Source organism: Agrobacterium sp. SORGH_AS_0745 (assembly GCF_030818995.1).
In the GTDB taxonomy this organism is placed as follows: domain Bacteria; phylum Pseudomonadota; class Alphaproteobacteria; order Rhizobiales; family Rhizobiaceae; genus Agrobacterium; species Agrobacterium tumefaciens.
Genome location: NZ_JAUTBI010000003.1, coordinates 464,837 through 490,305 on the forward strand (window position 1 = coordinate 464,837; position 25,469 = coordinate 490,305).

The 25,469-nt window shown below is 58.7% G+C and carries 20 protein-coding genes; 6 read left to right on the top strand and 14 right to left on the bottom strand.

Going from position 1 to position 25,469, the window contains the following annotated elements:
• The first annotated feature begins 34 nt into the window (after positions 1-34).
• The 4 genes from QE432_RS12105 (at position 35) to QE432_RS12120 (ending at position 8,955) form a co-directional block, all read left to right on the top strand.
• On the top strand, positions 35-1,960 hold the full coding sequence (locus QE432_RS12105; protein ID WP_065662997.1) for an autotransporter assembly complex protein TamA: 1,926 nt from the start codon (positions 35-37) through the stop codon (positions 1,958-1,960).
• 45 nt (positions 1,961-2,005) lie between these two features.
• Complete coding sequence (locus QE432_RS12110; RefSeq protein WP_306624415.1) at positions 2,006-6,166, top strand: translocation/assembly module TamB domain-containing protein; 4,161 nt, start codon at positions 2,006-2,008, stop codon at positions 6,164-6,166.
• A gap of 167 nt (positions 6,167-6,333) precedes the next feature.
• Positions 6,334-6,810 carry a chemotaxis protein CheW gene (locus QE432_RS12115; protein WP_003504949.1) on the top strand — a complete coding sequence of 159 codons (477 nt, stop codon included), beginning with the start codon at positions 6,334-6,336 and terminating at the stop codon, positions 6,808-6,810.
• 408 nt (positions 6,811-7,218) lie between these two features.
• The gene (locus QE432_RS12120; protein ID WP_162686659.1) at positions 7,219-8,955 is read left to right on the top strand and encodes a methyl-accepting chemotaxis protein; all 1,737 of its coding nucleotides are present in this window, start codon (positions 7,219-7,221) and stop codon (positions 8,953-8,955) included.
• Between the two features lie 43 nt (positions 8,956-8,998).
• Here QE432_RS12120 and fdhD read toward each other — a convergent pair whose 3' ends face one another.
• From fdhD to QE432_RS12160, 8 genes are all read right to left on the bottom strand, one after another.
• Positions 8,999-9,814, bottom strand: coding sequence for a formate dehydrogenase accessory sulfurtransferase FdhD (gene fdhD / locus QE432_RS12125; protein ID WP_115062440.1), 816 nt, complete (start codon positions 9,812-9,814; stop codon positions 8,999-9,001).
• 277 nt (positions 9,815-10,091) lie between these two features.
• Positions 10,092-10,502 carry a F0F1 ATP synthase subunit epsilon gene (locus QE432_RS12130; RefSeq protein WP_003516751.1) on the bottom strand — a complete coding sequence of 137 codons (411 nt, stop codon included), beginning with the start codon at positions 10,500-10,502 and terminating at the stop codon, positions 10,092-10,094.
• 129 nt (positions 10,503-10,631) lie between these two features.
• Entirely contained in the window at positions 10,632-12,086 is a 1,455-nt protein-coding gene (gene atpD / locus QE432_RS12135; protein WP_003516750.1) for a F0F1 ATP synthase subunit beta, read from the bottom strand.
• A gap of 23 nt (positions 12,087-12,109) precedes the next feature.
• Positions 12,110-12,988 (bottom strand): F0F1 ATP synthase subunit gamma, encoded by an 879-nt coding sequence (locus tag QE432_RS12140; protein WP_003516748.1) that lies wholly within the window; start codon positions 12,986-12,988, stop codon positions 12,110-12,112.
• Positions 12,989-13,018: 30 nt separating this feature from the next.
• A complete protein-coding gene (atpA, locus tag QE432_RS12145) occupies positions 13,019-14,548 on the bottom strand; it encodes a F0F1 ATP synthase subunit alpha (RefSeq protein WP_003516747.1) in 1,530 nt (509 codons plus the stop codon).
• Positions 14,548-15,114, bottom strand: a complete 567-nt coding sequence (locus QE432_RS12150; RefSeq protein WP_025594541.1) for a F0F1 ATP synthase subunit delta — start codon at positions 15,112-15,114, stop codon at positions 14,548-14,550. The genes atpA and QE432_RS12150 overlap by 1 nt, the downstream gene beginning before the upstream one ends.
• Positions 15,115-15,375: 261 nt before the next feature.
• Positions 15,376-15,762 carry an AGROH133_08824 family phage infection protein gene (locus tag QE432_RS12155; RefSeq protein ID WP_065659924.1) on the bottom strand — a complete coding sequence of 129 codons (387 nt, stop codon included), beginning with the start codon at positions 15,760-15,762 and terminating at the stop codon, positions 15,376-15,378.
• A gap of 77 nt (positions 15,763-15,839) precedes the next feature.
• Positions 15,840-18,056, bottom strand: coding sequence for a primosomal protein N' (locus QE432_RS12160; protein ID WP_003516742.1), 2,217 nt, complete (start codon positions 18,054-18,056; stop codon positions 15,840-15,842).
• A gap of 144 nt (positions 18,057-18,200) precedes the next feature.
• Between QE432_RS12160 and QE432_RS12165 the strand changes: the two genes are divergently transcribed.
• Together QE432_RS12165 and QE432_RS12170 are read left to right on the top strand one after the other, a co-directional pair.
• Complete coding sequence (locus QE432_RS12165; RefSeq protein WP_035252387.1) at positions 18,201-19,148, top strand: tyrosine recombinase XerC; 948 nt, start codon at positions 18,201-18,203, stop codon at positions 19,146-19,148.
• 80 nt (positions 19,149-19,228) lie between these two features.
• Positions 19,229-20,323: a TraB/GumN family protein gene (locus QE432_RS12170; RefSeq protein ID WP_065659926.1), complete on the top strand. Its 1,095-nt coding sequence runs from the start codon at positions 19,229-19,231 to the stop codon at positions 20,321-20,323.
• Here the strand turns inward: QE432_RS12170 and QE432_RS12175 are convergent.
• The 6 genes from QE432_RS12175 to odhB form a co-directional block, all read right to left on the bottom strand.
• Entirely contained in the window at positions 20,307-20,795 is a 489-nt protein-coding gene (locus tag QE432_RS12175) for a DUF2867 domain-containing protein (RefSeq protein ID WP_306624429.1), read from the bottom strand. The two genes, QE432_RS12170 and QE432_RS12175, sit on opposite strands and share 17 nt — an antisense overlap.
• A 167-nt stretch (positions 20,796-20,962) precedes the next feature.
• The gene (locus tag QE432_RS12180) at positions 20,963-21,463 is read right to left on the bottom strand and encodes a cytochrome b (RefSeq protein ID WP_306624431.1); all 501 of its coding nucleotides are present in this window, start codon (positions 21,461-21,463) and stop codon (positions 20,963-20,965) included.
• Positions 21,464-21,575: 112 nt separating this feature from the next.
• A complete protein-coding gene (gene lpdA, locus QE432_RS12185) occupies positions 21,576-22,982 on the bottom strand; it encodes a dihydrolipoyl dehydrogenase (RefSeq protein ID WP_003516734.1) in 1,407 nt (468 codons plus the stop codon).
• Positions 22,983-23,046: 64 nt separating this feature from the next.
• Positions 23,047-23,691 (bottom strand): LysE family translocator, encoded by a 645-nt coding sequence (locus tag QE432_RS12190; RefSeq protein WP_019566053.1) that lies wholly within the window; start codon positions 23,689-23,691, stop codon positions 23,047-23,049.
• Between the two features lie 14 nt (positions 23,692-23,705).
• Positions 23,706-24,119, bottom strand: a complete 414-nt coding sequence (locus tag QE432_RS12195) for an MAPEG family protein (RefSeq protein WP_306624433.1) — start codon at positions 24,117-24,119, stop codon at positions 23,706-23,708.
• A 68-nt stretch (positions 24,120-24,187) separates the two neighbouring features.
• Positions 24,188-25,420: a 2-oxoglutarate dehydrogenase complex dihydrolipoyllysine-residue succinyltransferase gene (odhB, locus tag QE432_RS12200; protein ID WP_113157537.1), complete on the bottom strand. Its 1,233-nt coding sequence runs from the start codon at positions 25,418-25,420 to the stop codon at positions 24,188-24,190.
• Positions 25,421-25,469: the final 49 nt, after the last annotated feature.

Here is a 25,469-nt window from a genome sequence, read left to right on the forward strand (position 1 = left end):
GAGCCATAATAAATGCTCAACCATAAAGCAGCTTATGCGAAGAACACGGACTAACCCGAAGACAGGTATTGCGTATCGGAAAGCTGGCACCGCTCTTGCGGTTGCCGTCACGTTCGCCCTGTACCCGGCGTTTACTCGCGATGCTTTTGCTTTCAAGCTGTTCGGCGTGCGTCTCTGGGGTTCGGAAGAACCGGAGATCGAAGTTATAAATCCGGTCAAATATGCCGTGACGCTGAATGCTGCCGATGCAGACAAATCTCTCAAAGGCAGCCTGGAAAACAGCTCGCTTCTTCTGGCCGACAAGGACAAACCGGCCTCCGGCGATCTCGGCCTTCTGATCAAGGCGCGTGATGACAGGGACAGGCTGATCGCAGCGCTTTACGAAAACGCCCGATATGGCGGCATCGTCAAGGTCACGGTCGCCGGCAAGGATGTGGACGATCTGCCGCCCAATCCGGTGTTCGATCACTCCGCTCCGGTGCCCGTGGTCATAACCGTCACCCCCGGCCCGGTCTTCACGCTCGGCAATATCAGGCTCGAGGGCGATGTGACGGGCCGCAACCTTGAAGAATACGGTCTCGTCACCGGCGGCGAGGCCGGATCCCTGGCAATCATCCGCGCCGGCAACAAGCTGATCGATGATCTGAAAGCCGAAGGCCGCCCGCTTGCGAAGCTGACGAAACGCGAGGCCGTTGCAAACCACGCGACGAACACGGTCGACATTACCATGGCTGCCGAAGGTGGCCCCGTGGCACCCCTCGGCGCGGTCACCGTGACCGGCGAAAAAACCGTCGACGGCGACTTCATCCGCCGTTATTCGCGCCTCAATGGCGGCGAACCCTACTCCCCGGAAAAACTGCGCAAGGCCGCAGACCGGCTACGCCAGCTCGGGGTCTTTTCCAGCCTGACAATCAAGGAAGCAGGAACACTGTCACGCGATGGCTCCATTCCGCTCACCATCGAGGTGTCAGAGGGCAAGCATCGTTATTTCGGCGTCGGCGCACAATATTCCACCACGGAAGGCATTGGCCTCCAGGGGTATTGGGGCCACAGGAACCTGTTCGGGCAGGCGGAATCGCTGCGGATCGAGGGTTCGGTTTCACGCATCGCCGAAGCATCGAGCGTTGAAGGCATGGACTATTCGGCGGGCATCACCTTCACAAAGCCCGGCATGTTCAATCCGCGCACCACATTCAAGACCAGCCTGATCGCCAAGACCGAACATCCCGATACCTATGAGGCCAAAACCATAACGGGAGCCGCCGGTTTCAGTTATGAGCTGAACGACACCGATACCGCAGCCGCCGGTCTCGAGGTGCAGTGGGCAGATACCGAAGACGCATTCGGCAAGAACAAATATCTGACCACCTCCATACCGCTGGAATTCGTTCGCGATACGCGCGACGACAAGCTCAACCCCACTGAAGGCTTTCGTGCATCGGTGGCCGCCAAGCCCAGCTACGAAGCGTTGAACGGCACTTTCTTTTCCTCCTTTGAAGGCTCTATTTCGGGTTATAAGGGACTCGGCGCCGAAGATCGCTTGATCATGGCCGGAAAGCTTTCCGGCGGCGTGCTCGTCGGCGGCAGCAATCTGCAGGACATACCGACCACAAGGCGCTTTTATGCCGGCGGCGGCGGATCCGTCCGCGGCTATAGCTACCAGGAAATATCGCCCTATAATGCAGCCGGTGATGCAACTGGCGGCCGCTCTTACGTGGTTGGCTCCATCGAAGCCCGCATCAAGGTCACCGATACGATCGGAATCGTGCCCTTTATCGATGCGGGCGTGGTATCCGACAGCGTAACCCCTGATTTCTCCGATATCCGGGCTGGCGCCGGTATTGGTTTGCGTTACGCAACGCCCTTTGGGCCTTTGCGTCTTGATGTCGCCATGCCGCTTGAAAAATATGATGGTGGCAACAATTTCGGCATTTATGCTGGCATCGGCCAGTCTTTTTAAACGCCGCCATCGAACACCCTAGCAACAGAGTGTAGATTACGCTTGATGACAACGTTGATTCGATTGCTGAAATGGCTGGGCTACGCTGCTCTTTGCGGCGTGGTGCTGGTGTTGCTTGCGGTTCTGTTCGTCAGTCTTACGCCGATGGGTGCAAGAATTGCCGCAAAGCAGATTTCATCGCTCGTTTCCACGCCCGACCAGACAATCGAAATCTCTCCACCCAGCGGTCTTTTGACCGGTCGCCTGCGGCTCGACAATGTCACCCTTTCGGATCGGCAGGGACCTTACGCCCGTGTGAACCAGATCGCCGTTGACTGGTCGCCGCTCTCGCTTCTTGCCGGAACCTTCCACGCCGACCGGGTGTCGGCCGGATCGATTGATGTCGATCGCAAACCGCTTCCCGCTGAGCAAACATCGACCAAAAGCTCCGGCAGTTCGTCCCTGCCGATTGAAATCGACATCGACAGTTTCGATTTCCCCGATATTAGCCTCGGACAATCCCTTCTTGGCCGCGACTTCGAGCTGACCGCCGAGGGCAATCTCAAGGCCGCGCAGGACGATATCAGGCTATCGCTCACTGCCCACCGGCAGAGCACGCCGGACGCTGCGGTCAATGCAGACATCGCGTTTCTGCCGAATGAAAATGTCTTGAAGTTGAAAGCGGAGATGAAGGAGCCCGAGGGCGGGCTTCTGGCCACGCTGCTCTCGCTTCCGGGCACACCCGCCGTGGCGATCGATGTGAACGGTGAAGGTCCGCTTTCTGACTGGACCGGCACTCTGCGCGGCAACGTCGCCGGCAACCCCGTGCTCAACGTCACCGGCCACCATCTACTTGGAGACGACGGCACGCGGCGTATCGAGGTCGCAGGCGGCGGCCAGCCCGATCTGCTTCTGCCCCCCGCTTTCCGACAGCTTTTCGCCGGCGAGACGAAACTTGATGCAAACGCCACGCTCTCACCACAGGGCCGCATCGAAATCGGCAGCAGCACACTGGAAACTGGCACATTGCTGCTGACGGCCTCGGGCACCGTGGATCCGAACGGCCAGAACGATCTTAGTGCCAACCTCATCGGCACCGCCGGGCCAGTGGATTTCCGCTGGCCGCTGAACAATGGCGAGATCCAGGCCCTCATCAATGGCATTGATCTTTCCCTGAAAGGCAACGCTGATGCCGCTCATCTCAACACCACGGCATCGTTGCGCAGCCTTTCCCTGCCACAGGGTAGGCTTGATGATGTCAAGCTGACGGCCAGGAGCGGCAATCTCAACATTGCCGATCGCAGCGGCACCATCGACACCATTCTCTCCGTGGCACAATCGTCCTTCGTCAGCCCGGATATCGACCGGCTGGTGCGTGCGCCGGTCACCATCAAGGCGCCGGTCAGCCTCACCTCGTCGACCATCGGCTTTGACGGCGCGACGCTGGAGAGCGCCAGCGTCGGCGGAACGCTGAACGGCAGTTTCGACCTCGCCAACAATCGCCTGACATCCAGCGTGCAGCTCTTCGCGTTGCCCGCCACCCTGCCGCCAGCGCTGGCGGAAAAATTCGATACCACCATCGCTTTGCAGGGCGACATCGACCTGATCATTGGCGGGCGCACAAGCGTTCAGAACCTCGTGGTCAAATCCGGAACAATTGAAGCGACAGGTGATGTCAGTCTCGAAGACGACGTGTTGAGCGCCAATCTGACGGGCAAGTTTCCCGCTCTCGAAAAACTGACGCCACAGGCAAAGGGCGTTGCCGATTTTGCAATTGAAGCCAGCGGCGCGCTTGCCGCGCCCGACTTCAATGTCACCTTAAGCTCCGAAAGTGCCACTCTTGCCGGACGGAAGCTTGAAGCCCTGAAGGTCAATGCCGCAGGCAAGGCCGATCCGGCCGCACCGCAGGCAAAACTGACCGCCAGCGGCAGCCTCGACCGGCAGAAGATCGACGCCAACGCCAATGTGGTGCAGACAGAAAACGGCACGGCAATACCCGAGCTTCATGTGGCAGTGGGTCGCAACATCTTGAACGGCAAGCTGCAATTCTCGCAACAATTCCTGCCATCTGGCAATCTGTCGTTCAATTTCCCGGACTTGGCCCTGCTGGCGGCACTTGCCGCGCAACAGGCAGATGGCGATATTGCCGGCGACATCGTACTCAGTAACGATAACGGCCGGATTGCCGCGACGATAAAGGCGAATGGCGGCAGCATCCGCCAGGGCACAACGGTTATTTCGAAGCTCGCTGCCGATATCTCCATTGACGACCTTCGGGCGCTCGCCATCAACGGCAAGGTCAGCGCCGACAGCGTCAATGCTGGCACCGCGGCGATTTCGGCGCTTAATGCGACCATTGGCCATTCCGGCACGACCACCAACTTCGATGTCAACGGACGCTACGACAATGCGCCGCTCGTGGTAAAGGGCAGTGCCAATACCGCAGGATCGCCGATGACCGTGCGGCTCGATGCCTTCTCGGCCGCCCCCAAGGGCATTGCCGTACGGCTTGAAAAGCCGAGTACAATTGCGATCGAGAACGGCACGGCCCGCATCTCCGGTCTGACTATCATCACCGGCGACGGGCGGGTCGAGGTAAACGGCACGGCGGGTTCGACACTCGACATCAACGCCAATATCCGCTCGCTTCCCGCGAACCTCGCAAATGCCTTCGCCACTGGGCTGGATGCGGCGGGGAGTATATCCGGAACGGTCAGCGCCAAGGGCACGGCTTCAGACCCGGCGGTCGATTATAATCTGAACTGGACGAATGCCGAGGTTGCCCAGACGCGTGCGGCAGGGCTTGCAGCGCTCGGCATCAAGGCAAACGGCCGTTTCGCCGGCGGCACCCTGCAGATCGATACGAATGTAACCGGTCAGGGCGGCATGTCGCTTTCGGGCGGCGGCTCCCTCGGCATTGCCGGTAACCGTCCGCTTTCCATGGCCTTTTCCGGGAGGTTGCCCTTCTCCGCCGTTGCCGCACAAACCGCAGCACAGGGCCTCGATGTGGACGGCACCGCCGCCATCGATGTGAAGATTTCCGGCAGCGCTTCCGCGCCTGTCGTTACCGGCAGCATCACCACCGATGGTACGCGCCTGACCGATGTGCGCCGTAACCTCACGGTCAACGGGCTGGCTGCAACGGTCACCTTCGATCGTGATCGCGCCGTCATCTCCCGGCTGACGGGAAAGCTTGCCGGCGGCGGAACGATCTCGGGAACGGGTAGCGTCGGTATAACGGGCGGTTCGGGCTTTCCAGCCGACATCACGATCACGTTGGACCGCGCCGGTTACAATGATGGCACGCTGGTGACGACCATCGTGAGCGGCACGCTGACGCTGAAGGGTCCGCTTCTGAATTCGCCCGTGCTTGGCGGCAAGCTGACGCTGGACAGAAGCGCCATCACCATCCCGGAGAAACTTCCGGCCTCGCTGACGGAAATCGACGTCAAGCACAAGAACGCCCCGCCGCAGGTGCGGGCGCAGGTAAAGGCACTCGGCAACGATCAGGGTGGCAGTGGCAGTTCATCCACTATCAATCTTGATCTGCAGGTAAACGCACCAAGCGGCATCTTCGTGCGCGGACGCGGCATCGACGCAGAACTGACCGGCAATCTGACCATTCGCGGTACGGCAGCTGTTCCCGTCATCTCCGGCGGTTTTGAAATGCGCCGTGGACGGCTCGAAATTCTCACCCGCCGTCTCGATTTCAATACGGGCAAGATAACCTTCGGCGGCGGCCTCGTGCCGGTTCTGGATATGGAGGCGCAGTCCACCGCTGGTTCCGCCACCATCACCGTTGCGGTTTCCGGCAATGCCAACGACCCGACATTCGCCTTCTCCTCAACCCCGGCTCTGCCGCAGGATGAGGTTATGGCACAGCTGATCTTCGGCCAATCCATGTCCAAGCTCTCGGCCTTGCAGATCGCGCGGCTGGCGGATGCGGCAGCACAGCTTGCCGGTGGGCGCTCCACCTCGTTGTTCGACAAGCTCCGAAGCAATCTCGGTGTCGACGATCTCGACATCTCGACGGATTCGGAAGGCCAGGCCCGCGTTTCCGCCGGCAAATATCTCAACGAGCGAACCTATCTCGAACTGCAGCAAAGCGGCGATTCCGGCGCAAAGGCCATCATCAACCTCGATGTCGGGCGCGGCGTGAAGCTGCGCGGTGAAGCGGGCGGTAATGGCGAAGGTGCAGCCGGTATATTTTACGAGAAAGAATATTGAAGTCTTCGCATTTAGGTTTGCGAAACCATCTCATGCTACGAATCTTCCATTGAAGGCGGAAAATATTGTTTCCGGCTGTTCAGGCACCAGGCAGAACGCCAAATTCGCATATGCAAGTGTCGGTGCACTTGCGCTGGCCTCCACAGCGAGCATTGGGAAGAATTCTGATGGCAATGATAAACTCTACCAACTTTGGCGGCGAGACGCTCGAAATCATCGCATTCCGCCTGCATGATCAGGAATTCTGCGTGAAGACGACGACTATCCGCGAAATTCGCGGCTGGGCGCCTTCAACGCCCATTCCCCACGCGCCGAAAGACGTCATCGGCGTCATGAACCTGCGCGGTTCGGTTATTCCGATCATCGATCTCGCACACAAACTCGGAATGAAAAGCACCGTCGCAAATGAAAGAAGCGCCATCGTGGTGGCCGAAGTGCACAACATGGTCATCGGCATGCTCGTCGACCGCGTTTCGGACATTCTGACGATCCCGGCAAATCAGGTCCAGCCGGTTCCGGAAATCTCGGCCTCTTTCGACAAGTCCTACTCCGAAGGCATCATTGCCAACGAACATGGCATGATCTGCTTCCTGAACCTTGCAAAGATGTTCAAGGGAACCGAAGCGGAAGATCTCGCCGCCTGATCGTTGCAATTCCTTTGCATGACGGCCGGTTCGCGTTCTTAGGCAACCTAAGAACAAAGGCTCAAATACGAGACTATTGACCATTGAACCAAACCGCCGGAGCACCTGCCCGGCGGTTTTTGTTTTCATGACCGTCTCTTTTATTAAATAAGAACATTTTAATATTATAGATATCTAATATTAAAAGCCGACGAACAGTACCGCGCCTACATCACATCACGCGGGGTCCGATACCTGACCGAGGCTGACAAGTCGCAAGTGCCTGCATTGCTGCCTTTGGCGGCAGAACCTGTTCGTTGTTCAACATGATACGGCGCCGACCACACCTCCTGTGCGGCAGCGCGCGCCGAGGCCGCTATTTGGGGGACGTTAATGCTGGGGTTAGGGAAAAGCGCAGACAATCGAAATATGCTCGATGCGATATCCAGATCGCAGGCAGTCATAGAATTCGATCTTAAAGGCAATATTCTTACGGCAAACAGCAATTTCTGTGTGACGCTGGGCTATGATCTCGCAGAGATCGTCGGCAAGCATCATCGTATCTTCTGCGACCGGGAATTTGTCGCATCGCACGCATACCAGGAATTCTGGGAATCTCTTGCGCGCGGCGAATTTCAGGGCAAGGAATATCGCCGCATACGCAAGGATGGATCGACCATATGGATCGAGGCCTCCTACAACCCCGTCTTCAGGTCAGGCAAACCCTATAAGGTTGTCAAGATAGCGACCGACATCACAGCCAAGAAGATTAAGGCTGTAGAAGATGCTGGCAAACTCGAAGCGCTTTCACGCTCCCAGGCCACCATCGAATTTTTGCCGGATGGCACGATCATTACCGCCAATCCGAATTTCTGCGCCACTGTCAACTACGACCTCAAGGAAATCGAAGGCCGGCACCACCGTATGTTCTGCGATCCGGCCTATGCCGCATCGCCAGCCTATGCCAATTTCTGGCCGCGGCTGGCATCCGGAGAATTCATCTCGGACGAATTTGTTCGTTATGGAAAGAATGGCAAGGAGATATGGATCCAGGCCGCTTACAACCCGGTATTGGATGAGACGGGCAAAGTCGTGAAGGTTGTGAAATTCGCAACCGACGTGACGCCGCGTATGAGCGCCATCACCCTTCTCGCCGATGCCTTGCAGGCACTGGCCGAGGGTGACCTGGTGCAGCGTCTCGATAGCAGCTTCGTGCCCAGCATGGAGAAATTGCGCCAGGACTTCAACGACGTGGTCGGCAAGCTTCAGTCCACCATGCAGACGATTGCTCACAATGCCTCGACAATCGCATCCGGCTCGGGTGAAATCCGCATAGCCGCCGATCAGCTCTCGCAGCGAACCGAACAGCAGGCCGCCTCGCTGGAAGAAACAGCAGCGGCGCTGGAGCAAATCACCACCACCGTGACCGATGCCAGCCAGCGCGCCGGCGAGGCCGGGAAACTGGTGCTGCGCACGAGAGAACATGCCGAACATTCCGGTGAAGTCGTTCAGCAGGCAATTTCCGCCATGGACGCGATTTCGCGCTCCTCCGGTGAAATCACCAACATCATCGGCGTCATTGACGACATCGCATTCCAGACCAATCTTCTGGCGCTGAATGCGGGCGTGGAAGCTGCCCGTGCCGGTGAAGCGGGCAAGGGTTTCGCAGTGGTCGCCCAAGAGGTGCGGGAACTCGCGCAACGATCCGCCGTTGCTGCCAAGGAAATCAAGTCCCTCATCAACACCTCCCGCGAACAGGTCGCCAATGGCGTCGATCTGGTTGGCAAAACCGGCGGTGCACTGCGGGATATTCAATCGCAAATGGGCGAAATCGATGCCAACGTCTCGGCCATCGTCGAGGCCTCGCGCGAACAGGCCAACGGTCTGAGAGAAATCAACCAGGCCGTCAACGTTATGGATCAGGCGACCCAGAAAAACGCCGCTATGGTGGAAGAAACCACTGCCGCCAGCCACGGCCTCGCCAATGAAGCGGACAACCTGCACGAATTGCTGCGGCAGTTCAAAATATCCCGCGAAGGACAGATATCATCCGCCCAGCCGATCGATAAAAGAGCCGCTGCAATAACGAGGCTGACAGCACCACAGCCGCGATACGCAACGGCAAGGTCTCATGGAAATGCTGCGCCCGAATGGGCGGAGTTTTAGTATGCTTCGAAGCCCGGATGCCAATGCCGGCCGGCAACTGGCATTATAAAATGACGCGGTCCGCACGGGTGAAGATTTCGAAGTCTTCACCCCGCACCAGCGCAACAAGCGTGATGCCCGCACTCTCGGCGGTTTCGATGGCAAGCGCGGTAGGAGCCGAAATTGCTGCCATAACCGGACTACCAAGGATCGCTGTCTTCTGAACCATCTCCACCGACAGGCGACTGGTGACGGCAACAATGCCTGTCTTGGCGGAAATACCGGCATTCACGACAGCACCGGCCAACTTGTCCAGCGCATTGTGGCGACCGACATCTTCGCGCACCGCAAGCAAACCATCTTGAGGACTATAAAAACCCGCACCGTGAACGGCTCTCGTTTCGCGGTTGAGGCTTTGTGCGTCGCTCAGTGCTTTCACCGCGGCAACGATATCATCACCGTGGATCGACATTCTCGCGCCGCTGAGATCGGGGACCACGCGAACCGCCTGTTCTATGGATTCGATCCCGCACAGACCGCAACCAACCGGACCTGCCATATGCCGCCGTCTCGCCCGCAGGGCATCAGCCTCGGCATCCATCAGATCCACCTGGACATCATAGCCCTGCCCGGCTTCAATGACCTCTATCGCCCGGATTTCGCTGCGTGCCGATATGATGCCCTCTGTCAGGCTGAAGCCGACGGCGAAATCGACAAGATCAGCGGGACTAGCCATCATCACGGCATGGGTGCTGCCGCCGTAAGAAAAGGCAACCGGCACCTCCTCCGGCACGGCGCGCTCACCCGTGCTAAGGGCGCCCTGTCGCAGCGCGGATCTTGCGACCCTTCGATAACTGGCTTCTATCGACACGGCGATCATCCCTCCATGACAAGAAACATGACTTCTCGTCTGCTCTCGATCGACAACAGCGATGTTACTTTTCACCCTCATGTCTAGCCTATCGCCCTGAAAATCGGAATCGATTTCCGCAAACGTAATGAGCGGACCGAGACGCTTTTACTGGAACGAGAACTCAGATTTTTCTGCCTGCTTAAGAAAACAGGCAGTGGCCGAAAACAAAAAAGCGACCGAAACGGCCGCTTTTTTGTTTTCGGTATTGTGTGGACAGTCATTCTTTCGAACCCGCCCGGTGCTTTCAAGCGGCGACGAGAACCTCATGCAGGTTCGTCAGTTCGTAGAGATGCTTTTCAAGCTTGGTCAGATGTTCGTGGTGATGATTGCCTTCCTGGATTTCGGCCTTGGCCAAATCGATGCGCTTCTGCAGCGTGTCAGGGGACATATCGTCAGCCGAAACAGCGGATTCGGCGAGAAGCGTGCAACCTGTCGGAAGAATATCGGCAAAACCACCGAAAACGACGTATTTATGGGTTTCGCCAGAGGCGAATTTCACCGTCACCAGGCCCGGCTTGATCGTCGTCATGGTAGGCGCGTGATTGGCCAGAACCGTCATCTCACCCAGCGTAGCCGGAATGACGACTTCCGTAACCGTTTCGGAAACGAGCAGACGTTCCGGGGAAACGAGATCGAATTTGAAACTGTCAGCCATGGCTATTCACTTCTTTTCAATTACGCGGGCGTCACGGACTTGTTTATTAAAACGCCGGCAAAGCCGTTCCGGTTTCACCGTCATCGTGTGCAAGGCGCGTGGTCGAACCACGCGCCCGCCAATTCATAATCAGGCAGCTTCAGCAGTCAGCTTCTTTGCCTTTTCGATGGCTTCTTCCATCGAACCGACCATGTAGAAAGCTGCTTCCGGCAGGCTGTCGTATTCGCCGTTGACCAGGCCCTTGAAGCCCTTGATCGTGTCTTCGAGTGCGACGAGCTTGCCCGGAGAACCGGTGAAGACTTCGGCAACGAAGAACGGCTGCGACAGGAAGCGCTCGATCTTACGGGCGCGGGCAACCGTCAGCTTGTCTTCTTCCGACAGTTCGTCCATGCCGAGGATGGCGATGATGTCCTGAAGGGACTTGTAGCGCTGCAGGGTCGACTGAACCTTACGGGCAACCTCGTAGTGTTCTTCACCGACGATCATCGGGTCGAGCATGCGCGAGGTGGAGTCGAGCGGGTCAACAGCCGGGTAAATACCCTTTTCTGCGATCGAACGCGACAGAACCGTCGTTGCGTCAAGGTGCGCGAACGAAGTGGCCGGCGCAGGGTCGGTCAAGTCGTCGGCGGGAACGTAAATCGCCTGAACCGAGGTGATCGAACCCTTGTTCGTGGTGGTGATGCGTTCCTGCATCTGGCCCATGTCGGTTGCGAGCGTTGGCTGATAGCCCACAGCCGAAGGAATACGGCCGAGAAGAGCCGAAACTTCCGAACCAGCCTGCGTGAAGCGGAAGATGTTGTCCACGAAGAACAGAACGTCCTGGCCTTCGTCGCGGAAGTTTTCAGCGATCGTCAGACCGGTCAGAGCGACGCGAGCGCGGGCGCCCGGCGGTTCATTCATCTGGCCGTAAACGAGAGCAGCCTTGGAACCTTCGCCGCCGCCAAGCTTGTTGACGTTCGACTCGATCATTTCGTGATAGAGGTCGTTACCTTCGCGGGTACGCTCACCCACGCCGGCGAATACCGAGTAACCACCGTGCGCCTTGGCGACGTTGTTGATCAGTTCCATGATGAGAACCGTCTTGCCAACGCCAGCGCCGCCGAACAGGCCGATCTTGCCGCCCTTGGCGTAAGGAGCCAGAAGGTCAACGACCTTGATGCCGGTAACGAGGATCTGGCCTTCCGTCGACTGCTCGACGTAAGACGGTGCGTCCTGGTGGATGGCGCGCTTCTTGGCCGTTACGATCGGACCTGCTTCGTCAACCGGCTCACCGATGACGTTCATGATGCGGCCGAGCGTTTCCAGACCGACCGGAACCTCGATCGGAGCGCCCGTATCAGCGACGACCTGACCGCGGACGAGACCTTCGGTCGAGTCCATGGCGATCGTGCGTACGACGTTTTCGCCGAGATGCTGAGCGACTTCCAGAACGAGGCGGTTGCCGTTGTTATCGGTTTCGAGCGCGTTGAGGATCGGAGGCAGTTCGCCTTCGAACGCCACGTCGACAACAGCGCCGATAACCTGGGTAACCTTGCCCGCGCCGTTCACCGCTGCGGTTTTCTTGGGGGTAGCTGCCTTAGCCATTATCCTTACCCTCTTTCCTTACCTCAGAGCGCTTCCGCGCCCGAAATGATTTCAATGAGTTCCTTGGTGATCTGAGCCTGACGCTGACGGTTGTAGGAAAGCGTCAGCTTGTTGATCATATCACCGGCATTGCGCGTTGCGTTGTCCATCGCGCTCATCTTGGCGCCCATTTCACCGGCAACGTTTTCGAGCAGAGCCCGGAAAACCTGAACCGAAATGTTGCGCGGAATAAGGTCTTCCAGAATAGAAGCCGCATCAGGCTCATATTCGTAGACGGCGCTCTGCGTTGCCTCAACCTCTTCCACAACAGGGACTGCGGCAGGAATAAGCTGCAGACCGGTCGGGATCTGGCTGATGACGGACTTGAATTCCGAGTAGATCAGCGTGCAGACGTCAAATTCACCCGCATTGAACAGGGAGATCACCTTCTTGGCGATCTGGTCGGCGTTTTCGAAACCGACCTTCTTCACTTCGCGCAGTTCGATGCGCTCGATGATATTAGCTGCGAATTCGCGACGAAGGCTGTCGTAACCCTTCTTGCCGACCGTGATGATCTTGACCGTTTTGCCTTCGGAAATCAGCTTGCGGGCTTGATCGCGGGCAAAACGGGAAATCTGCGAGTTGAAACCGCCGCAAAGACCACGTTCAGCCGTGCAGACAACGAGCAGATGCACGTTGTCCTTGCCGGTGCCGGTCATCAACGCCGGAGCGACGTCCGCCTCTACCGCCTTGGCGATGTTGGCAAGAACGGCGCCCATGCGCTGAGAATAAGGCCGGGCGGCCTCCGCAGCTTCCTGGGCGCGCCGAAGCTTCGCCGCGGCGACCATTTTCATCGCCTTGGTAATCTTCTGCGTCGCCTTTACGGAGGCAATGCGGTTTTTCAGATCCTTTAGTGAAGGCATCCGTTATCCGTCCGAGTAAAAGAGCCCTAATTACGAGAAAGACTTCGCGAAGCTATCAAGAGCGCCCTTGAGCTTGCTCTTGGTATCGTCGCTGATTGCCTTTTCCGTGCGGATGGTGTCGAGGATCGCCTTGCCTTCCGATCGGAGGTAGGAGAGCAGACCCTGCTCGAACTTGCCGACCTGCGCGACCGGGATCTTGTCGAGATAACCGTTGACACCGGCGAAGATCACCGCGACCTGCTCTTCCGTCTTGAGCGGAGAGAACTGCGGCTGCTTCAGAAGCTCGGTCAGGCGGGCACCGCGGTTAAGCAGGCGCTGCGTAGAAGCGTCAAGGTCCGAGCCGAACTGGGCGAAGGCGGCCATTTCGCGATACTGGGCAAGTTCACCCTTGATCGAACCGGCGACCTGCTTCATCGCCTTGATCTGGGCGGCAGAGCCAACGCGCGAAACCGACAGACCGACGTTAACGGCCGGACGGATACCCTGGTAGAACAGGTCGGTTTCGAGGAAGATCTGGCCGTCGGTGATCGAGATCACGTTGGTCGGAATGAAGGCCGAAACGTCGTTGCCCTGGGTTTCGATGACAGGCAGAGCCGTCAGAGAGCCAGCACCCATTTCGTCGGAGAGCTTTGCAGCGCGCTCCAGAAGACGGGAGTGAAGGTAGAAGACGTCGCCCGGATAAGCTTCGCGGCCCGGAGGACGGCGCAGCAGAAGCGACATCTGACGGTAAGCAACGGCCTGCTTGGAAAGGTCGTCATAACCGATGAGGGCGTGCTTGCCGTTATCACGGAAGTATTCGCCCATGGCGCAACCGGCAAACGGTGCAAGGTACTGCATCGGAGCCGGGTCGGAAGCCGTGGCAGCAATGATGATCGAATACTGCAGGGCGCCGCGCTCTTCCAGAACCTTTACGAACTGGGCAACGGTCGAACGCTTCTGGCCGATAGCAACGTAGACGCAATAAAGCTTGTCGCCTTCCGGACCATTGTCGTGAATGGCCTTCTGGTTCAGGATCGCGTCGAGAATGATCGCGGTCTTGCCGGTCTGGCGGTCGCCGATGACGAGCTCGCGCTGGCCGCGGCCAACCGGGATGAGGGCGTCGATAGCCTTGAGGCCGGTCGACATCGGCTCATGAACCGACTTACGCGGAATGATGCCGGGAGCCTTGACGTCAACGCGCGAACGCTTGGCGGCGTTGATCGGGCCTTTACCGTCGATCGGGTTGCCGAGGGCGTCAACGACGCGGCCGAGCAGTTCCGGACCGACCGGAACGTCAACGATAGCGCCAGTCCGCTTTACGGTGTCGCCTTCCTTGATGGCACGGTCGGAACCGAAGATAACCACACCGACGTTGTCGGCTTCGAGGTTGAGCGCCATGCCGCGAACGCCGCCAGGAAACTCGACCATTTCGCCGGCCTGAACATTGTCGAGACCATAGACGCGGGCGATACCGTCACCGACGGAAAGCACCTGACCGACTTCCGAGACTTCCGCCTCGTTGCCGAAATTTTTGATTTGATCTTTCAGAATTGCGGAAATTTCCGCGGCGCGGATATCCATCAGCCAACCTCTTTCAGTGCAAGCTTAAGGGTGGAAAGTTTGGTGCGAAGAGACGTATCGATCTGGCGAGAACCAACCTTGACGATCAGGCCACCGAGGATCGAAGGATCAACGGTAACGGAAACCGTCACATCCTTGCCGGTAACGCTCTTCAGCGCCGCCTTCAGTTCAGTTTCTTGCGCTTCGTCGAGCGCATGTGCCGAGGTGACCTCGGCGGTAATTTCGCCGCGATGGGCAGCAGCAATGGAGCGATAGGCGCGGATCATGCCGGGAACGGCAAACAGACGGCGGTTATTCGCAACGACCTTGAGGAAATTGACAGCAAGACCGGCAATACCGGCCTTCTCGCAGATTGCGGTGATTGCCTTGAACTGATCCTCGGCGGAAAACACCGGGCTCGCAACCAGACGCTTCAAATCGTCACTTCCATCGAGAAGTGCGCCGAACCTGTCCAGATCGGCTCCAACTGCCTCGACCGCACCCGCTTCCAAAGCAAGCTCGAAAAGCGACGATGCATACCTTTCGGCTACACCGGATGTTCCATGGGAGGTATCTGCCACGGGCACTTTTTCCCTGCTAATCGTCCAAGAACATCAGCGAGGGGGATCCTCCGCATCAAATTCTTGAAATCGTTTCAATTTCCCCGAAAAAGACCGGAATTCCCCCCTGCCTTTTCCCAATTTCGCGGTCCGTCTAGCATAGGACGCCGGGACTCGCAACACGCGTAATAGCGGAAAGCGCCGTTTGGGCAAGGGGGAATGCGTTTAAATTTTCCGATTCCGCCCAGGATGCGCCGCAGGTGCGGCACAAAAGCCAAAAAGCCCGTCTCAGACCAGTCCGAACACGTAGCTCAACGACAGTGCAGACAACAGAAGGTGTACAACCAGAAGTATGAAATTCCGCACTGTTGCGCCTCCATCCGAGAGAATGGAGAGAATGCCGCCGAACACGCTGAGACCGAAAGCCGCACCGAAGGCGAGATAGACCATGGGCTGCGCCAGAAGCAGGGCGGAAGCACCGAGGCCGAGATAAAAACCGGCAAGCGACGAGCGCACAAGCGCGTAACCATCCCGGCGCTCGCCGATCGCCTGCAGACCGAAGGCACGCAGAGTAGCGCCTGGTGCAAACATGAAAAAGAGGCCGATCACGACCGACACCACCGCAGCGCCGAAGGCCAGCTGCTCGCCTAATTCGGCGGGAAAATAAAACTCCATCTCGTTCCCCAAATCATTTTTGCCTGCTGCGTTATGACACGGTCATGACAGCGGGAAAACGTCCCCATTGATAAAGTTCAAAGGAAACTTTGCGGATCGATATCGAGCTGCACATGCACGCTACCCCGTTCCTTCGGGCCATTGGCCAGAAGCGTTCGAAGGAAGGATTGCATGTCGGAATTGCGCCGCCCATGCACCAGCAGGCGAAAACGGTGCCGGCCACGGATAAGCGCCAGCGGCGCTTCCGCCGGGCCGAGCAGCATGATGCCCGTAACCTGCGGTGCTGCTGCCCTTAAACCCCGCGCATGGGTTTCGGCCTCCGCACGCGTATCAGCGGAAACGATGATTGAGGCAAGCCGTCCGAAAGGCGGAAGAACGGCTTTTTCCCGCTCCACGATCTCCCTTTCGTAAAAGGCAGATGCATCACCGGACACGATTGCCTGCATGACAGGGTGTTGCGGCTGGTAGGTTTGCAACAGGCCGTGGCTTTTCAGCCCGGTTCGCCCGGCGCGACCGGTCACCTGCGAGAGCAGCTGGAACGTTCGCTCCGCTGCGCGCGGATCGCCATTGGCAAGCCCGAGATCGGCGTCGACAATACCGACAAGCGTCATAAGGGGGAAGTTGTGCCCCTTGGCAACCAGCTGCGTGCCGATGACGATGTCCGCCTCTCCCTTGACGATCGCCTCCAGCTCCAGACGCAGCCGCTTGACGCCCATCAGGTCAGAGGAGAGCACGATGGTGCGGGCCTCGGGAAAGTGTTTCTCCACCTCCTCGGCGATCCGCTCTACCCCCGGCCCGCACGCCACCAGATGATCGAAGGTGCCGCATTCCGGGCAATGGTCCGGCGTCGGCTCGTTGTGACCGCACTGGTGGCATTGCAGTTGATTGCGGAACCGGTGCTCCACCAGCCAGCTCGAACATTGCGGGCACTGGAAACGGTGACCGCAGACCCGGCAGAGCGTCAGCGGCGCGTAACCGCGACGATTGAGAAAGAGCAGGGACTGCTCGCCCTTTTCGATGGTTTTGCCGATGCCGCGCAGGAGAACCGGCGAAAGAAACCCTCCCCTTTCCGGCGGATGGCGACGCATATCGATCAGATGCAGATCGGGCATCGCCGCATCGCCGAAGCGCGTATGCAGATGGATGGTGTTATAGCGGCCAGAACTGCCGTTGACCTGGCTTTCCACTGACGGCGTGGCGGAGACCAGCACCACCGGGAAATCCCCGATCCGGGCTCTAACGACCGCCATGTCGCGGGCATTGTAAAAGACGCGGTCTTCCTGCTTGTAGGCCGGGTCATGCTCCTCATCGACGATGATGAGGCCGAGATTGTCGAAGGGAAGGAACAGCGCCGAGCGCGCGCCGGCCACCACCTTCACCTCACCCGTCACCGCCTGTCGCCAGACCTTTTCGCGCATGCGCGGCGACAGGTCAGAATGCCATTCCGCCGGCTTAGCGCCGAAGCGGTCGTGAAAGCGATCCAGGAAGGCCGCCGTCAGCGCGATTTCCGGCAACAGGATGAGGACCTGCTTGCCTTGTCGCAGCGTTTCCGCCACCGCCTCGAAATAGACCTCGGTTTTGCCGGAGCCGGTCACACCATCAATCAGTGAAACATGGAAACCACCCTTGCGCACATCCTCGAGAATTTCCGATGCCGCCTGTTTCTGCGGGCCTTCCAGTCGCGGCTCGGCATAGTCAGGATCAGGCTCGGCCACAACGGGCGGCGCGGGCAGAAAAACCGTCTCGAATACGCCCTGCTTGACCAGACCATCGACAACGCTGGTAGAAACGCCGGCGGCATGGGCAAGGCCACTCTTCGTCCAGCCATGGCCCTCGGCCGCCAGCTCCATCACTCTCTCGCGGGCGGGAGTAAGCCGCTCCGGCCTGCCTTCGGTCAGCCGCAGCCCCTCGATCATGGGTTCGGGATCGAAGGCGGCGGGCGCGCGTAGGGCCATGCGCGCCACAAGGCCGGGCGGAGAGAGCGTGTAGGCGGCAACCCAATCGATGAAGCGCCGCATTTCCGCTTTCAGCGGCGGGCACTCGAAACTCTTGGTGATGGGCCGCAGCTTTTTCGGATCGACGCTCTTCTCTCCTGCATCGTCCCACACCACGCCGAAGACCTGCCGTGGTCCAAGCGGCACCTGAACGATGGAGCCGGTCTCCACCACCATATCGTCAGGCACGGCATAACTGTAGGGTCCCGGCGCCGGCATCGGCACGAGAACGGGCACCGTGCGCGTGAGCGACGGCGGGTCGAACAGAGCCCCAAACAGATCGGACGAATCTTTTGCCATGATGTGGCGAACATGCCCCGGCGGAATGAAAAAGGAAACCGCCCGGATGTAATGGCAGACCCCGGTAAAGTCCACGCCAGATGCAAAGCCCAGGCGCAAGCCTTAACCAAATACTGACCATAAGGGCATAGCGTTGGGAGAGGAATGGAGCGCCCCGTGACCGAAATTCTGACTTTTGCCACACCCGATCTCTTGAACGAGCGCCAATCCTGGCTTGCCGCGATTGCCGGTGAACGCCGCCTTGCGGACAATACCGTCGAGGCCTACGAGCGCGACACTCGCCAGTTTTTGACATTCCTCACCGGCTATATCGGCAAGCCAGCTTCAATCGCCGATATCGCCGATCTGCGCCCGGTCGATCTTCGCGCCTTTCTGGCCAGTCGTCGCAGGGAAGGCGCCGGCGCACGCTCGCTGGGGCGGCATCTGGCGGGCCTGCGTTCCTTTCTGCACTATCTGCAAAAGAAAGGTCTGGTGAATGCGGCCGGGGCCACCGCCATGCGCTCGCCGAAACAGCCGAAATCTCTGCCGAAACCGCTGACGGACCGGCAGGCGCTGAAAATAACCACCACCGAGGCGCAATTGAATGAAGAGCCGTGGATTGCCGCCCGTAACGCTGCGGTTCTCTCGCTTCTTTATGGCTGCGGTCTTCGCATCTCCGAGGCGCTCGGGCTGGCTCCGGCCGATTTCACGCCCGACGCCCGCAGCCTTCGCATCACCGGCAAAGGCAACAAGACCCGGATGGTGCCTTTGCTGGCGGTGGTAACGGAAGCGGTTGAGGCCTACAAAAAGCTCTGCCCCTATCATCTGGCTGCCGACCAGCCGCTATTCCTCGGCGCGCGCGGCGGCAAGCTGCAACCTGCCATCATCCAGCGCGAGATGCAGAAGTTGCGTGGCGCTTTCGGCCTGCCGGAAAACGCCACACCGCATGCGCTGCGCCACTCATTCGCCACCCATCTACTGGCCGGCGGCGGCGACCTGCGCACCATTCAGGAACTGCTCGGCCATGCCAGCCTCTCCACCACGCAGATCTATACCGGCGTCGATACCGCAAGATTGCTGGAAATCTACGATAATGCCCACCCGCGCGCATGAAGCAGGAAATGCTTAACCATAGTCATTAATCAGACGTCCAAGCCGCCGTTCTATAAGTGGACTAGAACCGGATGGTACCTATGCAAAGCCTGATAAAGCCACAAAATCTCACCGCCACCCTGATGGGCAAGACCGGCGACACCCTGCTCTGGTTGCTCGCCGCGCTGCACGTCACTGCTGTCGCAATCCTCTTCGCGACGTTGCTATCGTTGGGTGAAGCGCAAGCCGCCGAACAGGAGATAAGCTGCACGGGCAGCGATATTCTCGTGGAGATGCGCAAGAGCGACCCGCGGGGCTTCGCGAAGATCGAACAGGAAGCGGCAGCTATCCCGAACGGCAAGGGCAACTTCTGGCGCATCGAAAAAGCTGGAACGGCGCCGTCCTTTCTTCTCGGCACCATGCATGTCACCGATCCACGTGTTCTTGGCATGCCAGCCGCCGCAACACCCGCGTTTGAAAAAGCCGCGACGGTCATCGTGGAATCGGACGAAATCGTCGATGACAAGAAAATTGCGGCATCGCTGCTGACAAGACCCGACCTCACCATGTTTCTGGACGGCAAGTCGATCACCGACATCCTGTCACCCGAAAATGTCGCACGCCTTGAAAAGGGTCTTAAGGAGCGCGGCATTCCGCTGAGTGCCGTTTCGCGCATGAAGCCATGGATGCTGTCGAGTTTCGTCGCCCTTCCCGCCTGCGAATTTGCCCGCAAGGCCACTGGCCTGTCTTTCCTTGATAAGAAGCTCGCTGAAGATGCAGTCGCGGACGGAAAGCATCTTGTCGGGCTGGAGACCATGGTGGAGCAGCTTGCGGCCATGTCTGAGCTGCCAATGGAATTTCATCTGCAGGCGCTGATCGAAACGCTCGAATTGGGCGACCGCATGGACGACATCATGACGACAATGACCGATCTTTATGTCAGCGGTGATATCGGCATGACCATGCCCATGCTGAAGAGCATCGATCCCAAGAAAGCGTCTGAAAATGACCAGGGCTACGCCGCCTTCGAGCAACGCATCATCACCGATCGCAACCACGTCATGGCGGAGCGATCGGCCCCTGAGCTTGCCAAAGGCAATGTCTTCATGGCCGTCGGCGCTTTGCACCTGCCGGGCGAAGAAGGCGTAATTGAACTCCTGCGTGCGCAGGGCTTTACCCTCACACGGGTCGACTGATCCACTCGTCTCCGGTCTTGACGGGGCGGACATTGGCGCAAAACGGCCGCATCGTCGCCGGCACGATGCGACGATGAAACGGCCCGACGACGAAAAGATAGAGACGCCCGAACAGGTTATTGCGCCGGACGATAGTAGTGACCTTCACGATCTGCCGACCAGGCTCCTGTTCCACATCGACGACGATACGGAAATCGAGATGGTTGTCGTCAAAGCCGAGCACGGTCCGGTCCGCAGTAGACGACAGCACTGGAAATCCGCCCGCCGAAGTACCCGCCGCCAGCTCGACCGTTCTGAGACCGAAAAGCGATACGAGACGGTTTCGAAGCGCCATAAGGCCGCTGATCCATGCCGGAGGATGATCGAGGAGTAGTCTGCTCACATCGAGTGAACTCGATGCGGCCGTCACCATCTCTCCTTCAAAGCAATCCCGCCAGTCCGCGCCCGGCAATATGTCTTCGCTATCCCGCATCCCATAACCTCATTGCCGCCTTGTGTGGCGAGGCTCATCATCACTATTTCCAATCATCCGGGAACGTGACAAACCGCCGCTAATGGCGATTCGAGCGGGTTTAGCTTCAGAAAATACGAAAAGACAGAGAGATAGAGCGTCTTCGCTTTTGGAAAAGCGGGAATGCGTTAGCCGTGCGTCATTCGCTTCAGAACATTGGTGCGCCAGTAGAACTGGTGAACCAGAACTGCGGCGACGTGGCCGGCGATCAATACCCACATCAGCCCCTTGAACGGCCCGGAATGCAATTCTCCTGCCACTCGCGCGCCGAAATAATAGGCCGCAATGCCCGACAATGGCAGGGCAAAAAACAGCGTGTAAAAGGTGAAATGCGCGACCTTCGCGGCGATTTGAGAAGCGCGCGGTTCATTGGCGGGATGCGGCGGCACACCCTGGAAAAACCGCAGACAGAGGCGCAGAACCGCAAGGGACAGGACGGCAAAGCCGACATACGCGTGAATATTGGCCGAGGAGATCTGTTCCGGCGTCAGCGTTTCACCCCGCCGCATCAACCGATACGCATGGGCCATGCCATCTGGAAACAGAAGGTTGAAAAAGATCAGAAGCGCCATCGTCCAGTGAAGGATACGCTGCGGAACGGAGAAGGAAACTTGAGTGGAGGACGCCATTTTATTGCCTTTTATCAAAAGGTTAGACAGGCTATGGCGCAAATATGCTGAACCCCGGCCTGCATTGCAAGCCGGGGTTCGCTTTATGGCTGAAATTTAATATTGGCTAAAATCACATATGGATCGGCTTGAAGAAAGTTGCCAGCGCCGCTTCCTTCACCGCTTCCGACATGGTCGGATGCGCATGGCAGGTACGGCCGAGATCTTCCGAGGAACCACCGAATTCCATCAGCACGGTGATCTCGTGGATCATTTCGCCAGCGCCGAAACCAACGATATGGCCGCCGAGAACCCGGTCGGTTTCCTTGTCAGCGAGGATCTTCACGAACCCATCAGTCACCTGCATGGCGCGGGCGCGACCATTGGCGGTGAAGGGGAACTTGCCGACCTTGTAGGCGATACCAGCGGCCTTCAGTTCTTCTTCCGTCTTGCCGACGGAAGCGACTTCCGGCTGCGTATAGACCACGGCCGGAATGACATCGTAGTTCACATGGCCGCGCTGGCCGGCAAGAATTTCCGCAAGAGCGACGCCCTCGTCTTCCGCCTTATGTGCCAACATCGGGCCCTTCACCACGTCGCCGATGGCGTAGATGCCATCCACATTGGTCTTGAAGTGGCCGTCGATTTCGACACGGCCGCGGCTGTCGAGCACGACACCGGCTTCCGCAAGGCCGAGACCCTCGGTGTAGGGCTTGCGACCGGTGGAGATCAGCACAACGTTGGCTTCCAGCGTTTCAGCCGCGCCACCCTTGACCGGCTCGAACACCACCTTTGCGCCGGTTCCCGTCTTTTCAACGCCCGTCACCTTGGCACCGAGCTTGAAGTCGAGACCCTGCTTGGCGAGCAGACGCTGAGCCTGCTTGGAGACTTCGCTATCCATGCCGCCGAGAATGGTGTCGAGATATTCGACGACGGTGACCTTCGCGCCAAGACGCGACCAGACCGAACCAAGCTCGAGGCCGATGACACCGCCGCCCACCACGATGAGCTTTTCCGGAACCTTGGAGAGCGCAATCGCGCCGGTGGAGGAAACGATGACGCTTTCATCGATATCCACCTGGACGCCGGGAATACCAGCAACATCAGAACCGGTGGCGATGACGATGTTCTTGGCTTCGATTTCCTGGCTCTCGCCCTTGTCGTTGGTGACGGAGACCTTGCCGGCGGATACAACCTTGCCCGTGCCCTGGAAAGCATCGATCTTGTTCTTCTTGAACAGGAAGGCAACGCCGTCGACATTGGCTTTCACCACGCTGTCCTTGTGCCCCATCATCTTCTCGAGGTTCAGCTTCGGAGCGGCGACTTCGATACCAAGCGTATCAACGCCATGGGCCACATGCGCGAAGGTTTCGGAAGCGTGCAGCAATGCCTTGGAAGGAATGCAGCCGACATTGAGGCAGGTGCCGCCATAGGTCGCGCGCTTTTCGATCACTGCGACCTTCAAGCCAAGCTGTGCCGCCTTGACCGCGCAAACATAACCGCCGGGACCCGTACCGATTACCACTACATCATATGCCATGTTTCTGTTCCTGATTGATTGCGGGCAGGATTTTGAACCGCCCTGCTTCCGTTTGACCTGAAACTCAGGCCGCTTTTTCCGTTGCGAGTTTTATACCGAGAGCGATGAAGACCACGCCACTGGTGCGGTCGATCCATTGGCTGGCGCGCTGAAAAGCTGCGCGCATGCGAGGCGTCGTCATGAACAGGCTGACGCCGACGAACCACAGGATAAGGCAGCTTGCCATGACGAGCCCATATCCGAACTTGATGCCAACAGGCGTATGCGCGTGAACCACCGTCGAAAAGATCGACAGGAAGAAAAACACCGGTTTGGGGTTGAGCGCGTTGGCGGCAAAACCGAGCGTGAAGGCCTTCAATGCAGTCTGGCCGCTTCTGGCCCGAACGCCATCTTCGCCTTCCGCAGCCGGCAATTCGGTCTTGCCGGCGCGCAGCGCCCTGATGCCGATATAGATCAGATAGGCAACACCCAACCACTTGACGATGTTGAAGAGATAGATCGACTGGGAAATGATGAGACCAAGTCCAAGAATCGTATAGGTGACGTGAAACATCAGGGATGTGCCAACACCGAAGCTGGTGATGATGGCCTGCTTGCGCCCATGCACCATGGCCTGACGCATGACCATCGCCAGATCGGCGCCGGGAGAAACGATCGCGAAAAAGAAGATCGCCATCAGGGATGCAAGTTCGATCAGATACTGATGCATGGGAAAATCAACCTCTAAAACATCAACACGAAAAGCATCAGCCCAAGACCGAGCATCGAACCGAGCCAGACCAGCGAGCGGATATAGGGCACACCGGCGAGATAAAGTGGAATATAGACCACCCGGCAGATCAGCCAGATCAAAGCGCCGGCGAAGGCCAGCCCGGACGGATCGCCGGCCATGATGACACCGAAGGCGAGCGCGATGAAAGCGGGATAGGTCTCGCGAAAATTCGCCGAGGCACGCGCGGCGCGTCCGGCAACCCTGCCCTGCGGCTTCTTTTCAGCATCCCGCGGACCGGCATTCCAGTCCAGCCCGAATTCACGCGTTGCCGTCATTCCCTGCAGCGCAATGTGGGCGGCCAGCAGCAGAACGCTGAGCCCGATCAGCGGCAAAAAGGGTGACGCGGCAAGAAATGTCGGCTGCACTTTCGCTCTCCTGATAGCATTTCAGCGGGATCGACTTGAAACCCCGCTGAAACGAAAAGCAAGACCGATCAGAGATCGAGAACCAGACGTTCCGGATCTTCGAGGCTTTCCTTGACGCGAACGAGGAAGGTCACGGCTTCCTTGCCGTCAACGATACGGTGATCGTAGGAGAGCGCAAGATACATCATCGGACGGATGACGACCTGACCGCCGATGGCGACCGGACGCTCCTGGATCTTGTGCATGCCTAGGATGCCCGACTGCGGCGCATTGAGGATCGGCGAGGACATCAGCGAGCCGTAGACGCCGCCATTGGTGATGGTGAAGGTGCCGCCCTGCATGTCGGCCATGCCGAGCGAACCGTCGCGCGCTGCCTTGGCGAGACGGCCTAGTTCCTTTTCGACACCAGCGATGGAGAGCTGGTCGGCATCGCGAATGACCGGAACGACGAGACCCTTGTCGGTGCCGACAGCCATGCCGACGTGACAATAGTTCTTGTAGATGATGTCCGTGCCGTCGATTTCAGCGTTGACGGCGGGCAGTTCCTTCAGCGCGTGGGTCACGGCCTTGGTGAAGAAGCCCATAAAGCCGAGTTTGACGCCGTGCTTCTTCTCGAAAACGTCCTTGTAGCGGTTGCGCAGATCCATGACGGCGCTCATGTCCACCTCGTTATAGGTGGTCAGCATGGCGGCCGTGTTCTGTGCATCCTTGAGGCGACGTGCGATCGTCTGGCGCAGGCGGGTCATCTTGACGCGCTCTTCGCGAACCTGATCCTGCTCGGCCGAAACCGGACGGGGAGCAGCAGCAGCGACTGGAGCGGCGGCAGGTGCCGAAACACCCTTGGCAACAGCGGCGAGAACGTCGCCCTTCAGAACCTGGCCACGCTTGCCCGAACCGTCGACCTGATCGGCGGAAAGGTTGTTTTCAGCAAGCAGCTTGCCGGCGGCCGGTGCCGGCGGCATGACGCTTCCAGCCGGAGCGGCGGCAACGGCTGCGGCGGGTGCCGGTGCAGCAGCAGGCGCAGCAGGCTTTGCCGCGGGTGCAGAAGTTGCAGCGCCGGCAGCACCTTCGGCGATCTGGCCGAGAAGGGCGTCGAGACCGACGGTTTCGCCGTTCTGCACGACGATTTCGGTCAGCACGCCGGAGGCGGGCGCCGGAACTTCGACGGTAACCTTGTCGGTTTCGAGTTCAACGAGAGGTTCGTCGGCCTTGACGGTATCGCCGACCTTCTTGAACCAGGTGCCGACGGTCGCTTCGCTGACGGATTCGCCGAGGGTTGGTACGCGGATTTCAGTGGCCATGATCTAGTTCCGTTATTCGGGTGTCTTTTTTGCGGGGCGATGCGGGAGA